12 protein-coding genes and 1 tRNA gene are annotated in these 13,724 nt (G+C 68.8%); 9 read left to right on the plus strand and 4 right to left on the minus strand.

What is annotated here, in order from left to right:
* Nucleotides 1–28 precede the first annotated feature (28 nt).
* Nucleotides 29–448, plus strand: a complete 420-nt coding sequence (gene hisI, locus AC1RR5_RS22605; protein ID WP_492925255.1) for a phosphoribosyl-AMP cyclohydrolase — start codon at nt 29–31, stop codon at nt 446–448.
* A complete protein-coding gene (locus tag AC1RR5_RS22610) occupies nt 435–1,061 on the plus strand; it encodes a LysE family translocator (RefSeq protein WP_492925257.1) in 627 nt (208 codons plus the stop codon). The genes hisI and AC1RR5_RS22610 overlap by 14 nt, the downstream gene beginning before the upstream one ends.
* Here the strand turns inward: AC1RR5_RS22610 and AC1RR5_RS22615 are convergent.
* Together AC1RR5_RS22615 and AC1RR5_RS22620 are read right to left on the minus strand one after the other, a co-directional pair.
* A complete protein-coding gene (locus AC1RR5_RS22615; protein ID WP_492925259.1) occupies nt 1,058–2,755 on the minus strand; it encodes an alkaline phosphatase D family protein in 1,698 nt (565 codons plus the stop codon). The genes AC1RR5_RS22610 and AC1RR5_RS22615 overlap by 4 nt on opposite strands.
* A gap of 33 nt (nt 2,756–2,788) precedes the next feature.
* Nucleotides 2,789–5,275: a TonB-dependent receptor gene (locus AC1RR5_RS22620; protein ID WP_492925261.1), complete on the minus strand. Its 2,487-nt coding sequence runs from the start codon at nt 5,273–5,275 to the stop codon at nt 2,789–2,791.
* Between the two features lie 82 nt (nt 5,276–5,357).
* Between AC1RR5_RS22620 and AC1RR5_RS22625 the strand changes: the two genes are divergently transcribed.
* The 6 genes from AC1RR5_RS22625 to AC1RR5_RS22650 all read left to right on the plus strand — a co-directional run bounded on the left by AC1RR5_RS22625 (nt 5,358) and on the right by AC1RR5_RS22650 (nt 9,719).
* Nucleotides 5,358–6,407 (plus strand): RluA family pseudouridine synthase, encoded by a 1,050-nt coding sequence (locus AC1RR5_RS22625; protein WP_492925263.1) that lies wholly within the window; start codon nt 5,358–5,360, stop codon nt 6,405–6,407.
* 111 nt (nt 6,408–6,518) lie between these two features.
* Nucleotides 6,519–7,223 (plus strand): hypothetical protein, encoded by a 705-nt coding sequence (locus AC1RR5_RS22630; RefSeq protein WP_492925265.1) that lies wholly within the window; start codon nt 6,519–6,521, stop codon nt 7,221–7,223.
* A gap of 91 nt (nt 7,224–7,314) precedes the next feature.
* On the plus strand, nt 7,315–8,160 hold the full coding sequence (locus AC1RR5_RS22635) for an MBL fold metallo-hydrolase (RefSeq protein ID WP_492925288.1): 846 nt from the start codon (nt 7,315–7,317) through the stop codon (nt 8,158–8,160).
* An 81-nt stretch (nt 8,161–8,241) separates the two neighbouring features.
* The gene (locus AC1RR5_RS22640) at nt 8,242–8,661 is read left to right on the plus strand and encodes a PaaI family thioesterase (protein ID WP_492925267.1); all 420 of its coding nucleotides are present in this window, start codon (nt 8,242–8,244) and stop codon (nt 8,659–8,661) included.
* A 103-nt stretch (nt 8,662–8,764) separates the two neighbouring features.
* Nucleotides 8,765–8,854: transfer RNA gene (locus AC1RR5_RS22645), tRNA-Ser, on the plus strand.
* 52 nt (nt 8,855–8,906) lie between these two features.
* Complete coding sequence (locus AC1RR5_RS22650) at nt 8,907–9,719, plus strand: DNA adenine methylase (RefSeq protein WP_492925269.1); 813 nt, start codon at nt 8,907–8,909, stop codon at nt 9,717–9,719.
* Here the strand turns inward: AC1RR5_RS22650 and AC1RR5_RS22655 are convergent, their stop codons facing one another.
* Entirely contained in the window at nt 9,720–10,145 is a 426-nt protein-coding gene (locus AC1RR5_RS22655; protein ID WP_492925271.1) for a response regulator transcription factor, read from the minus strand. It lies immediately after the preceding gene.
* A gap of 12 nt (nt 10,146–10,157) precedes the next feature.
* On the minus strand, nt 10,158–13,028 hold the full coding sequence (locus AC1RR5_RS22660; RefSeq protein WP_492925273.1) for a PAS domain S-box protein: 2,871 nt from the start codon (nt 13,026–13,028) through the stop codon (nt 10,158–10,160).
* Between the two features lie 160 nt (nt 13,029–13,188).
* Here AC1RR5_RS22660 and AC1RR5_RS22665 point away from each other — a divergent pair, with 160 nt between their 5' ends.
* Nucleotides 13,189–13,572, plus strand: coding sequence for a response regulator transcription factor (locus AC1RR5_RS22665; protein WP_492925275.1), 384 nt, complete (start codon nt 13,189–13,191; stop codon nt 13,570–13,572).
* Nucleotides 13,573–13,724 lie beyond the last annotated feature (152 nt).

Consider the following 13,724-nt stretch of genomic DNA (forward strand, 5'->3'; position numbering starts at 1 on the left):
GGCCCAGGCCTGCGCCATATGTGGCGCCATGAGCACCGACCTGTTCCCCCAAGCCCACACCAGGCACGAGCTGGAGCGCGGCGACGCCCTCTCCCCGCGCTTCAACGCCGACGGCCTGGTCGTGGCGGTGGCGCAGCACGCCGACACCGGCGAGATCCTGATGCTGGCCTGGATGAACGACGAAGCCCTCAAGCTTACCGTCGAGACCAACATCGCCCACTATTTCAGCCGCTCGCGCAATGAGCTCTGGAAGAAGGGCGAGACCAGCGGCCAGTTGCAGGACGTCGTCGAGCTGCGGGTCGACTGCGACCAGGACGCGGTGCTGATCAAGGTGCGCCCGCGCGGCGACGGCGGCGCCTGTCACGTCGGCTTCCGTTCGTGCTTCTATCGCGTCTGGGAAGACGGCAAGCTCGTCGAACGGGAAGCGCCCCTCCATGACCACGCATGAAGCTCTGATCGCCTTCACCCTGGCCGCGGGCCTGCTGACCCTGACGCCGGGCCTGGATACGGCGCTGGTCATCCGGACGGCGGCCGCTGAAGGTCCGAAACGCGCCATTGGCGCGGCGATCGGCATCGGCCTGGGCTGCCTGGTCTGGGGCGCGGCCGCCTCGTTCGGGGTCGGGGCGCTGCTGACGGCGTCGGAGTTGGCCTACACGGTGCTGAAGTGGACCGGCGCGGCCTACTTGGCCTGGACCGGGATCCGCATGATCCTGAAACCCCGCGACGCGTTCGAGCCGGGTGAGATGAAGGCTGTCGACGCAGGCCCGATCGCCGCGATGCGTCGGGGCCTCTTGACCAACCTGCTCAATCCCAAGGTCGGGATCTTCTACGTCTCGTTCCTGCCCCAGTTCATGCCGCCCGGCGTCGATCCGGCGCGGTTCGGCCTGCTGCTGACCGGCATCCACGTGGTGGAGGGCCTGCTGTGGTTCGCCGCCCTGATCGCCGCCACCGTGCCGATCGCCGGCCTGCTGCGCGTGCCGGTGGTGGTCCAGTGGCTGGACCGCATCACCGGCAGCGTCTTCGTGGCGTTCGGTCTGAAGCTGGCGCTGGAGCGGCGCTAGGCCTCCTTCAGCGCCTCGACGCCGCCGTCGGTCGACGGCGTCACCACGAAGCGCTTCAGCACGCTGGTCTCGTACTTGGTGTCGACGATCGTCGACACCGCGATCAGCTCGCCGGTCGCCTTGCCGTGCTCCAGGGTCAGCAGCAGATAGCCCTTGGCGCTGGGGTGGGCGTATTTCACTTCCTTGTTGCGCTGGACGAAGGCCTCGCCCAACGGCACGCCCGGCAGCGCGTCGCCATAGCCCGGCGAGGTCACGGAGGTCGCGCCGAACTCGGCCGCCACCCGCTTGTCGCCGGCGTCGTTCCACAGCTCGTTGGCCCAGAACATGTGGCTGTCGCCTGCCAGCACGATCGGCCGGGCCTTGGCGGCCGTGAGGATGTCGTAGACCCGCTGGCGATCAGCCGGATAGCCGTCCCAGGCGTCCAGGTTCGAGGGGACGTCGAAGGCCGACATCGCCACCGACAGCGCCACGCGCGGCCGGACCTTGGCCGGCAGGGCGGCCAGGGCGGCGGCGAACTTTTCCTCGCCCATGGTCTTCTTCAGGTCGGGCGGCGCGACGCGGGCCATGACCACCTGGTTGCCCAGCACCTGCCAGGCGGTGCCGGCCTTGGTCGAGGCGCCGACCTGGCTGGCCAGCCACTGCTCCTGGCCCTCGCCCATCAGGCGGCGGGCGGGGTCCTTCCACTTGGCATTGAAGGCGGCCAGGTCCGGCTTGCCGTCGACGAACGCCAGGTCTTCGTATTCCAGTTGAGGGGTGCGCCCGGTCAGGCGCGTCTCGACCATCAGCAGGCTGGCGACGTCGCCGAACTGGAAGTCTCGCCAGGCCGCTTCGGGCAGGGTCTGGGCGCCGGCGTCGCGGATCGGCATCCACTCGTAATAGGCCTTCAGCGCCGCGGCCTTGCGCGTCGCCCAGTCGCCTTCGGTCTTGGGGTCGTGGTTCTCGGCCCCGCCGATCCAGCTGTCATTAGCGGTCTCGTGGTCGTCCCAGACCACGATCCACGGCGCGCGGGCGTGGGCCGCCTGCAACGCCGGGTCGGTCTTGTACTGCGCGTGACGGGCGCGATAGTCGGCCAGGGTGACGATCTCGTGCGCTGGCTCGGGCGGGCGCGACTTGGCCACCGGCGAGGTCATGCCGTAGTCCTTGGGACCGCCGCCGTACTCGTAGATGTAGTCGCCCAGGTGCAGCACAGCGTCGACGCGGTCCAGCCTGGCGATGGCGTCATAGGCGTTGAAGTAGCCGTTCGGATGCAGGCTGCACGAGGCCACCGCCAGGACGACGTCCTTGGTCGCGCCCTTCGGCAGGGTCTTGGTGCGGCCGACGGGCGAGGTGACGCCATTGGCCTTGAAGCGATACCAGTACTCGGTCGCCGGCTTCAGCCCCTGGCCGTCCAAGTCGTGCTTGACGGTCCAGTCGCGGCTGGCGCGGGCGCGCAGGCCCCGGCTGGAGGTGACGATGGTCTTGAAGCCCGGATCGGCGGCGACCTCCAGCACGACGTCGATGTCGCCGGCCGGCTGCTGTTTGGGCGTCACCCGGGTCCAGAGGATCACATAGGTCAGGCCGGGATCGCCGCTGGCGACCCCGTGCTCGAAGGCCACCGGACCCTTGTACCAGTTGATGGGCTGGGCGACGGCCTCACCGGCGGCCGCGCCCGACAGGCCCAAGAGGCCCAGAACCTTACGACGGTCGATCGTCATCCCAGTACTCCGTTTACTGACTACGTTGCCGCCTTATCGACGGAACGTCACGCCCAGGCCCATGAAGCGGGGCTTGCCGGCGATGAAGGTCGGGATGCCGAAGCTGTCGCCGGTGTTGCCGGCGTCCTTCAGGTAACGCTCGTCGCCCAGGTTCTCGACGAAGGCCTCGACCTTCCAGCGGTCGTCGGCGGCGCCAAAGCCCAGGCGGACGTTCAGCAGGCCGTAGGCGTTCTGGAACTCGTCGACCTTGGTGTCGGGGAACAGGCCCGCCGACTGCAGGTCCGAGCGATCGTTGTCGTCGTCGAAGAACATTTTCGAACGCCAGGTGTAGGTCGGGGTGAAGGTCAGCTTGCCGCCCAGGGCTTCACGGCTGAACGCGGCGCCGACCGAGAAGGTCTGGTCGGGCGACAGGCGGAAGCGGTTGCCCTCGCGCAGGCCGCTTTCGAGGCGGGCGTGGTTGTAGGCGTAGGTGCCGAACAGGGTCCAGAAGTCCCCGGCCTGGATGCGGGCTTCACCTTCGAAGCCGTAGGCCTTGGCCTTGCCGGCGTTCAGGGTCACGACCTGCGCGCCCTGGCGGAAGCTGGTGGCGAAGTTGTCGTAGTCGTAGCGGAACACCGAACCCGACAGGAACAGGCGGCCGTCCAGCAGCTTGCCCTTGGCGCCGGCTTCGTAGCTGTCGACCGTTTCCGAGGCGACGACGTTGAAGCGAGCCGCGCCCAGCGGGGCGGCCGGGGCGCTGGCCGAGATCACGTCCGGACGACGGCCGCGGGCGAACGAGGCGTAGAGGCTCAGATCGTCCGAGGCGGCGTAGCGGCCGACCAGGCGCCAGGTGACGCCGCTGTCGTCGATGGCCTTGCGGAAGGTGTCGCCGTTGTTGGTCGTCGGCTGGGCGATCAGGCCCACCGTCGGCAGCAGCGGGTTGTTCACCGCATTCGGCTGGGCGGCCAGGAACAGGTTGGTCGGCGTCGGCGCCGCCAGCAGGATGCCCAGGATCGAGCGGCCGTTGTCGACGCTCGAGCGATAAGCGGCCTCGCGATCTTCGCTGGTGTAGCGGATGCCGGCGGTGATCTCGAACTTGTCGGTCAGCTTGAACGTGCCGTCGGCATAGACGTCATAGGCGGTGTTCTCGCCGTAGTTGGCGAAGGTCTCGCGGTGCACCGACTTGAGGTTCGAGACCAGGCCCGGGGCCAGGCTCGAGGGGATGCCGAAGCCCAGCTGCAGCACGGTGGCCAGATAGGCCGGGTTGGTCAGCACGGCCAGCGGCTGCGGGTTCGGCCGGCTGATGCCCAGCGGCGTGGCGCCAGCCAGCAGGGCCAGGACCAGGCGCTCGTCGAACTGGCCCGGGATGCGCCACGAGCCGGTCTCGTGGAAATAGTTGGCGCCGACGAAGCCCGAGAAGCGGCCTCCGTTGTCATAGCGCAGGCGCAGTTCCTGGCTCTGCTGGCGACCTTGGGCGTCCTCGGCGAAGGTCAGAATCGGCAGGCTCGCACCATCCGGATCGAACACTTCCACCGAGTGGAAGGCGCGGGTGGCGGTGATCGACGACAGGGTCAGGCTGTCGTTCAGGCGCCAGTCGACCAGGGCGGTGAGGCCATAGACCTTGCGGTCCAGGCCCAGCGGCGCGCCGCCTTCGAAGCCGGCGCCCGGCGACAGGGTCGCGGCCGAGCCGACCTCGGTATTGCCCAGCACCTCGCCCGTCACCGGGTTGGTCGGGTTGAAGGTGTGGCTCTTGAACGACGTGCCGCTGGTGTCGTCTTCCTGATAGTTGCCGATCAGGTCGATCTTCAGCGCGCCCGGCTCCAGGTGATAGGCTAGGCGCACGGCTTGCGTGTCGGTCGAGTTGAAGGCGTCGCCGCCGGCCGCGTCCTTGACGTAGCCATCGACTTGGCGCGTGCGGGCGGCCAGGCGCAGAGCCGAACCGTCACCGAACGCGAAGTTCACCATGGCCTCGCCGACGGCGTAGCCGCCGGTGCCGCCCTCGGCCTTGGCGGCCCAGTCGAAGCTGGCCGGGTTGGCCTTGTTCTGCACCAGGTTCACCGCGCCGATCAGGGCGCCGCGGCCGAACAGGGTCGACTGCGGACCCTTGGCGATTTCGACGCGCTCCATGTCGAACAGCTCGACATACGAACCGCGCGAGCGCGAGATCGGCACGCCGTCCTGATAGATCGAGACGCGGGTTTCATCGGTGGCCGAACCGGAGTCCGAGGTGATGCCGCGCATCACGAAGCCCGAGTTGTTGTTCGACTGGTTCTGGACCAGGAAGCCGGGGGTGAAGGCCGACAGCTCCTCGAACGACTTGACGCCGATGGCTTCCAGGAACTTGCCCGAATAGGCGGTGACCGCGATCGGCACCTCCACCGGGTCCTGGGCGTGCTTCTGGGCCGTGATGACCAGCTCGCCCAGGGTGTTGTTCTGCTCGGTGTTGGCGGCCGGCGTCTCATCCGCGGCGAAGGCCGGAGCGGCGGCGACCAGGGCCAGAAGGCTGGCGGTCAACAGCGTGGTGGTGCGGAAAGCGCGCATGGACTATCCCCCAAAGGTACAAACTCGACCCCGGCCGTAGGCATGGCCGATGTCGACGACGCGACGGACCTGTGAAGGAGCGATGAAACCCCCGGTGGAAGACAGGCTGGACCAGACCGACGAGCGGTTGGATGACGACATCCTGGACGCCGATGTCGCCGAAGAGGGCGCCGGCGAGACCCTGGCCGCCGACCTGCCCGAAGCCCTGGCCGGCCAGCGGCTGGACAAGGTGCTGGCCCCGCTGTTCCCCGACATCTCCCGCGCCCGCCTGCAGGCCCTGATCGGCGAGGGCCGCCTGAGCCTGGACGGCCAGCCGATCACCGACGCCTCGCGCAAGGCCAAGGCCGGGACCTACGCGCTGGTCGTGCCGCCGCCCGCGCCGGCCGAGCCGGAAGCCCAGGCCATTCCGCTGACCATCCTCTATGAGGACGAGCACCTGATCGTGGTCGACAAGGCGCCCGGCATGGCCGTGCACCCGGCCCCCGGCACGCCGGACGGCACCCTGGTCAACGCCCTGCTGCACCACTGCGGCGACAGCCTGTCGGGGATCGGCGGCGTGGCGCGGCCGGGCATCGTCCACCGCCTGGACAAGGACACGTCGGGCGTCATGGTCGCGGCCAAGAGCGACGTGGCGCACCAGGGCCTGTCGAAGCTGTTCTCGACCCACGACATCGACCGGCTGTACGTCGCCCTGACGCGCGGCGCGCCCTCGCTATCGTCAGGCACGATCGACACCCAGATCGGCCGCTCGCCCGGCGACCGCAAGAAGATGGCCGTGCTGCGCTCGGGCGGCCGACAGGCGATCACCCACTACACGGTCGAAGCGACGTTCGGCCCGCAGGACAAGCCGCTGGCCGCGCGCGTCGCCTGCCGGCTGGAGACCGGCCGCACCCACCAGATCCGCGTCCACATGGCGAGCAAGGGCTCGCCGTGCCTGGCCGACCCCGTATACGGCGCCAGCCAGCCGGCCCAGGCGGTGCGCGAGATGATCGCGGCGGCCGGCCTCAAGCGTCAGGCGCTGCACGCGGCGGTGCTGGGCTTCGTCCATCCGGTGACGGGCGAGACGCTGCGGTTCGAGACCCCCCTGCCCGCCGACATGGCGGCGCTGCAGGCCGACTTGGAAACCCTCTGAGCACGGCCCATATGCTCAGGATGGGCCAAGCTTGCCACGTGGCAACAAAAGCGCCCTAATTGCGCTGGCTTGGCGCTCTAGATTGCCAGCCTCGTTATCGTGGAGCGTACCATGCGGCCCTATCTCGCGATCCTCGCTCTCGGCGCCGCCCTCGCTGGTCCCGCCTTCGCGGCCACGCCCGACGACGAAGTCATCGCCACCGCCCAGGCCAAACCGTCCGCCGAAGCCCTGGCCGCCCAGGCGCCGCCGGCTCCGGTCGCGACCGCCACGACGCCGCCGCTCACCACCCAGCAGCAGATCGACAACTTCATCTACCACTCGCCGCCGATGGACGACGAGCACCGCGGCATCCTGCCCGCCGGCCTCTCGGATGACCGCGACGCGGACGGCAAGCGCAAGGTCCATGGCTCGATGGGCGTGTCGGTCGGCACCGGCGGCTATCGCAGCGTCTATGCCTCGGGCCTGTTCCCGGTCGGCGAGAACGCCACCGTCGGCATCGCCGTCTCCAAGACCGACTTCGGCAAGCACGGCGGCTACTACGCCGACCCGTACTACGGCGGCGGTGGTTACGGCGGCGGCTACTATGGCGGCGGCTTCGGTACCGGATATGGGTACGGCCCGGGCTATGGTCGCACGCGTGGCGGCTCGCAGCAGTCGGTCGCCCTGTCGGTGATGGCGGGCGGCGCCAGCCGCTCGGCCGACGCTCCGGACGGCTGCGCGCCTGGATTCCGCGACGGCGGCCGCTATGTCGAGCCGCTTTGGGTCGAGGGCCTGCGCGACGGCGCCCATCCGTGCTCTGCCGCCGCGCCTCGATAATCCGTCTCAAATCCGTCGAAAGCTGTAGCGCTGTTCGCGGATGTTTAACGGCTTGGCGGCCATGTTGCCGGCCTTGGGCGTCCGAGGCTTTTTGATGCAGCCGGAAATCACCGCATATCGCCATCCCGCGACGGGGACGGTGACCTATCTGATCGTCGATCCGGCCACCTTCCTCTGCGCCATCGTCGACCCCGTGCTGGACTTCGATCCGGTGACGGAGGCCGTCGACACCAGTTTCGTGGACGGCATTATCGCCGACATCCGCGCCAAGGACTTAGGACCCACCTGGATCCTCGAGACCGGCCTGCACATGGGCCACGTCTCGGCCGCCGGCCACCTCAAATACGAGACCGGCGCCTCGGTCTGCATCGGCGCGAATGTCGTCGAGAGCCTCAAGCGCCTGGCCCCCAAGTTCAACGAACCCATGGTCGACGTCGAAGGCTGGGACTTCGACAAGCTGGCCCAGGACGGCGAGGCCTTCCCGATGGGCGGCGTCGAGTTCACCCCGATCGCCCTGACCGGCCGCCTGCCCGGCGCTGTCGCCTACCGCATGGGCGACGTGCTGTTCACCGGCGACCTGATGCTCTCGCCCGGCGAAGGCGCGGGCCGTTGCGACATCCCGGGCGCCGACGCCGGCAAGGCGTGGGACGACGCCCGCAAGTTCCTCAGCCTGCCGCCGCAGACCCGCGTGCTGCCGGGCGTCTGCGCGGGCGAGACCTGCGAGTCGACCATCGCTGAGGAAAAGACCGCCAACATCCAGCTGAACGACACGATCGACCGGCTGGACTTCATCGCGCTGCGCACCGCCGCCGACGCCTTCCTGCCCGACCCGGTGCTGGCCCCCGCCGCCCTGCGCGTGGCCATCCGCTCGGGCAAGCTGCCGTCCGAGCCGGAAAGCGGCCCCCGCTTCCCGCCGGTCGACATCACCACGCTCTAAATCCGTTTTCTTTAAAAACGGACTTGGCGCCACCGCGCTCGCCCCATAAGTTTCGCATGCGAACTTATATGGAGACGACGCATGTCCGAGGATTTCAGCGACGCCCTGACCGCCGGTCAGGCCGGCTCCCTGCCCGACCTCCTGGGCCTGCAATGGCTGGAGGCTACCCACGGCCTGGTGAAGGGCCGGTTCGACGTCGGACCGCGCCACATGGCCCCCAACGGCTTCCTGCACGCCGCCAGCGTCATCGCCCTGGCCGACTCGGCCTGCGGCTATGGCTGCGTGGTCTCCCTGCCCGAAGGCGGGACCAGCTTCACCACCATCGAGCTGAAGTCGAACTTCCTGGGCACCGCCCGCGACGGCGGCGTGGCGGTCGAGGCCAAGCTGGTCCACGGCGGCCGCAACACCCAGGTCTGGGACGCCGTCGTCACCGCCGAAGCGACCGGAAAGACCATCGCCCTTTTCCGCTGCACTCAGATGATTCTGCGACCAAAAGGCTGATCGGAAAAAACCGCGACGGAAGGGCTTGCGTCCCGGCGGCGACGCCGTTAGACATCGCGCCCTCGACCTCGGGAGGCCTAAAAGCCTCCTGGACCGGCGGCCTGGAGAGGTGGCAGAGTGGTCGAATGTACCGCACTCGAAATGCGGCGTGCCTGGAAGGGCACCGTGGGTTCGAATCCCACCCTCTCCGCCACCACCCTCGATCCTGGAACATCGCCAACCGCCCCCCACACCCGGGATCCGGCATGACGCTGGACGCGGTCCCGTCGATCCTGAAATGGACCGGCAGCAAGCGCAGCCAGGCGTCCGAGATCGCCCTGCTGGCCCCGGCGCATGAGCGTTATGTCGAGGCGTTCCTGGGCGGCGGGGCGGTGCTCTATCACCTGGCCCGCGACGGGGCGGTGGCCAGCGACCTCTACGCCCCGCTGATCGGCTTCTGGACGATGGTGCGCGACGAGCCAGGGGTTCTGATCGCCGATTATGCCGACCAGTGGCGGCGGCTGCAGGACGACCTGCCCGGCTACTTCTACGCCGTGCGCGAGCGGTTCAATGCGGAGAAGCGTCCGACCGACCTGAACTTCCTGATGCGCACCTGCGTCAACGGCATCGTCCGTTTCAGCCAGGCCGGCGACTTCAACAACTCGTTCCATCTGTCGCGCAAGGGCATGCTGCCGGTGCGCTTCGAGAAGGCCGTACGGACCTGGTCGGCGCGGATCCAGGGCGTGACCTTCGTCGCCAGCGACTATCGCGAGACCCTGGCGCAGGCGCGGCCCGGCGACTTCGTCTATCTGGACCCGCCCTATGCCGGAAACCGCCAGCGCTATATCGGCGGCATCGATGAGGCGGAGTTGTTCGCGGCGCTGGAGGACCTGAACCGGCGCGGCGTGCTGTGGGCCCTGTCGTTCGACGGCCAGCGGGGTGAGACGGTCTATCGCGCGGCCGTGCCTCCGGAGCTCTATCGGCGCCGGCTGTCGCTAGTCAGCGGCAATTCCGCCGTCGCCAAGGTGCTGAACGGGCCGATCGAGAAGGTGTCCGAGGCGCTGTATCTCAGCTGGTGATCAGTCCAGCTGGACGCTCTGCCGGCCGTCGTCCTTGGGACCGGCGCGGAACTTCTCGGGGTTCAGCATGGCCTCGACTCGCTTGAGCAGGTCCTGCGGCCCGAACGGCTTGACGAGGTAGCCGTCGGCGCCCTCCGACAGCGCCTCGCGCACGGTGGCGGCGTCGCCGCGCGCGGTCATCATCATCACCGCGGCCTTGACCTTCTGGTACTTACGCAGCAGGCGCAGCACCTCCAGCCCGGTCATGTCGGGGATGTTGATGTCCAGCAGAACCAGGTCCCAGCGGGCGGTCTGCAGGGCCTTGATGCCCAGCTCGGCGGTCGCCACGGACGAGACGTTGTAGCCGGCCTGGGTCAGGACGAGCTCGACGAACTGGCGCACCACGGCGTCGTCATCGATCACCAGGACAGCGGCGGACGCGGGCACGGCGAACTCTCCTTAATGCATCATCTGGCGCCGGGGCGCGTCTTCGACCACGGCGAGTTCGGCTTCCCAACGCCGGGCGACCCCGATCGTTCGCGAGACGAGGCCCAGTGTCAAATCCAGAGCGGCCTTGTGGTCGCCGCCGTCGTCGATCACGGCTTCCAGGTCGCGGCAGACCTTGGACAGATCCAGGAAGCCCATCATGCCCGACGAGCCGGCCAGGGCGTGGGCGTCCTCGCGCACGGTCTGGGTGTCCAGCTGGGCGAAGCGATTCTCCAGCTGGGCCAGCAGGATGGCCAGCAGCGAACGAACCGCCGCCGGGCCCATCGACTCGACGAGATAACGGCGGGCCTCCTCGCCAGCGTCGGGCTCGGGCACGGCCAGGACCGGCGTAGGCGCTTTGCGGAACACCATATCCAGCACCCGCTCCAGCGCGCCCGGGTTCAGCGGCTTGGTCAGGTGGTCGTTCATGCCGGCCGCCTCGCAGCGGGCTAGATGTTCGGGCTGGGCGCTGGCGGTCAGGGCCACGATCGGAATGTCGGCGAACATCTCACCGGAGGCGCGGATCGTCTGGGTGGCCACGAAACCGTCCATGACCGGCATCTGGCAGTCCATCAGGACGAGCTCGAAGGGCTTGGCGCGCAGGGCTTCGATGGCCTGGGCGCCGTCCTCGGCCAGGCCGACTTCACAACCGTACTTGCTGAGCAGGGCCAGCATCAGTTCGCGGTTCAGCTCGACATCGTCGACCACCAGGATACGGTGACCCGTCAGGCGCAGCGGCTCGGGAGCCGGTGCGGCCTTGCCCCCCCCCTCGGCGGCGCCCGTCGGCAGGGCCAGCTCGAACCAGAAGGTCGAGCCTTTGCCCGCCGCGCTCTCGACGCCGATCTCGCCGCCCATCAGCTCGACCAGCTGGCGCGAGATGGCCAGGCCCAGGCCGGTGCCGCCGTAGTGGGCCGAGACCGACGAGCCGGCCTGGACGAAACGGTTGAAGACGCCCGCCTGCTTGGAGGCGTCGATGCCCGAGCCGGTGTCGACGATTTCGACCCGCAGGCGCGGCGCCGCCAAGTCGCCGCCCAGGCAGACGAGAGTCGCGGTGACCCCGCCCTTGGAGGTGAACTTCACGGCGTTGGACAAAAGGTTCAGCAGCACCTGGCGCACGCGGCCGGCGTCGCCGATCACGCAGGCCGGGGAGTCGGTGTCGATCATGGTCTTCAGGCGCAGGTCCTTGGCCGCGGCCTGGGGCTCCAGCATGCCGACGGTCTGGCGCAGCAGCTCGGCCGGATCGAACGGGGCCTTGTGCAGCTCCAGGGCGGCGGCCTCCAGCTTCGAGAAGTCCAGCACGTTGTCGATGACGGCATGCAGGGCCTGGCCGGCGCCGTGCGCCAGCTCGACCCGGCGCTGGTCCTCGGCCGAGAGGTCGCGGCTCTCGGTCAGCAGGCGCGTGAAGCCGATGATGCTGTTGAGCGGCGTGCGCAGCTCGTGGGACATGTTGGCCAGGAAGTCGGCCTTGGAGCGCATGGCCGCCTCGGCGTCCAGGCGGGCCTGGGCCAGGGCGTCTTCCTGGGCCTTCTGGGCGGTGACGTCGCGCAGCACGTCCAGATAGCCGATCGCACCGCCGGTGGTCTCGTCGCGAACTAGGACGGGATTGGACTCCAGCCAGGTCCAGGCGCCGCTGAGTTTGTGGCGCACGCGCCAGCGCACCCGGTCGATAGGCTGGCCGGCCAGCAGGCGGCCGAAGGCGTCGCGGACCAGGTCCTGGTCGTCGGGATGGGTGATCGGCAGCGACGAGCGGCCGACGATGTCCTCGGGCGCATAGCCGGTGACCGCCTCGCAGGCAGGCGAGACGAAGGTCGCCAGACCCCGCATGTCGCTGGTGACGATGATGTCCGTCGCGTTCTGCGCCATCAACCGATAGCGGTTCTCGATGGCCCGCGTCTCGGTCAGGTCCTCGATCTGGGCGATGAAGTGCTTGGGCGCGCCGTCCTTCTCGCGGACCAGCGACACCGACAGCCGCACGCGGATGGTCGCGCCGTCCTTGTGGATGTAGCGCTTCTCCATCTGGTAGCCGGGGATCTCGCCGGCCAGCAGCTGGCTCAGCAGGCTCATGTCGGCGTTCAGGTCATCGGGATGGGTGATGGCCTGGAAGTCCAGCCCTCGCGCCTCGCGCGGCGGATAGCCGATGATGTCGCAATAGTGGGTGTTCAGCTTCAGGAAGCGGCCGTCCAGTCCGACCAGGGCCATGCCGATCGGGGCGTGGTGGAAGGCGGTCTCGAACAGCTCTTCCTGGACCGCGCGCTGGCGGGCTTCCCAGGCGGCGCATTCCAGGGCCTGGGTCTTTTCGGCCAGCAGGCGCTGGTTCTGCTCGAAGGCCAGCTGGCGCGACATCGCCGCCCCCAGCAGCGAGGCCAGTACGCGCAGGATCTCGATGTCGTCGTCGCCGAAGGCGCTCTTGTGCTCGGAGAACACCTTCAGCACGCCCAGGGCCTCGCCGGCGTGCATCAGCGGGGCGCAGACCATCGAGCTCACGCCCACCCGGACACAGGCCTCGCGGTCCACGCGGTCGTCGGTCAGGGCGTCGGCGCAGATCATCACCTCGGCGGTGGCGACGCAAAGGCCCGAGAAGCTGTTCTCGCGCTTCAGGCGCGTGCCGACCAGGCTCTTGTCGGTCGCGGCGCGGTAAAGGAGGTCGCCGCCGTCGACCAGCTCGACGATCGCACCCTTGGCGCCGGTCAGCTCGGCCAGGTGCTCGACGATGGCCTGCATGAAAGTGTCGAGGTCGAGATCGGCTTCCGACAGGGCGGCCTGAGCCTTGGCCAGGCGGGTCATGCGGTCAAGACGCGCGCGCAAGGTCGCGACGTCGATCTCGTCGTGTTCAACGGCCATCATGGACTTTCTGTCCTGCCCGAACGTGGGCTGAAGCCTTATCCGTCGCGCAAAAGCATGAAGGGCGGGTTAGTCGCGATGCAACCTGCGGCCCCTTGATCCCGCCCCGCCGCCCGGCAAGGCTGGAGCCGCGCTGCACTCGAGCGCCTGGACAGGATGCCCCATGCCGTCAGTCGCCGTCGCGCCTACGATCTTCGTCGTCGATGACGACCCTCTGATCCTGGCGTTTCTCCAGACCGCACTGGCCCCGCAAGGCTATTCCGTCGAGCTGTTCGAGACCGGGGAACGGATGCTGGGCAAGGTTCACGCCACCCCGCCGGCCCTGTTCGTCCTCGACGTCCGCCTGCCCACGACCGACGGGATCGAGCTCGTCCGGACCCTGCGGTCGATCGCCGCATGCGCCAACATCCCGATCCTGATGCTGACCGGCGAAGGGCGCCTGGACCGCATCGTCATGGCCATGCAGGCCGGGGCCAACGGCTACCTGATGAAGCCGTTCGCGCCCGAGCAACTGAACGCCAAGATCCGCGACCTGCTGGTGGGTTAGAGCAGGCACCTCATCGCTTCGCCGACCCGTTCGGCGGAGGGACCCAGCACCACGTGGATGGCGCGCTCTCCCACGCGGACGACACCTCGGACGCCGGCGGCGTCGAGCGCCGCCTCGTCGATGGCGGCGGGATCACTCACCACCACCCGCAG

The organism is Caulobacter sp. GW821-FHT11E11 (assembly GCF_058808315.1).

Coding starts and splice junctions, on each gene's coding strand:
- hisI (WP_492925255.1), top strand. CDS start 29: ATGAGCACCGACCTGTTCCCCCAAGCCCACACCAGGCACGAGCTGGAG.
- AC1RR5_RS22650 (WP_492925269.1), top strand. CDS start 8,907: ATGACGCTGGACGCGGTCCCGTCGATCCTGAAATGGACCGGCAGCAAG.
- AC1RR5_RS22610 (WP_492925257.1), top strand. CDS start 435: ATGACCACGCATGAAGCTCTGATCGCCTTCACCCTGGCCGCGGGCCTG.
- AC1RR5_RS22665 (WP_492925275.1), top strand. CDS start 13,189: ATGCCGTCAGTCGCCGTCGCGCCTACGATCTTCGTCGTCGATGACGAC.
- AC1RR5_RS22620 (WP_492925261.1), bottom strand. CDS start 5,275: ATGCGCGCTTTCCGCACCACCACGCTGTTGACCGCCAGCCTTCTGGCC.
- AC1RR5_RS22625 (WP_492925263.1), top strand. CDS start 5,358: ATGAAACCCCCGGTGGAAGACAGGCTGGACCAGACCGACGAGCGGTTG.
- AC1RR5_RS22660 (WP_492925273.1), bottom strand. CDS start 13,028: ATGATGGCCGTTGAACACGACGAGATCGACGTCGCGACCTTGCGCGCG.
- AC1RR5_RS22640 (WP_492925267.1), top strand. CDS start 8,242: ATGTCCGAGGATTTCAGCGACGCCCTGACCGCCGGTCAGGCCGGCTCC.
- AC1RR5_RS22615 (WP_492925259.1), bottom strand. CDS start 2,755: ATGACGATCGACCGTCGTAAGGTTCTGGGCCTCTTGGGCCTGTCGGGC.
- AC1RR5_RS22630 (WP_492925265.1), top strand. CDS start 6,519: ATGCGGCCCTATCTCGCGATCCTCGCTCTCGGCGCCGCCCTCGCTGGT.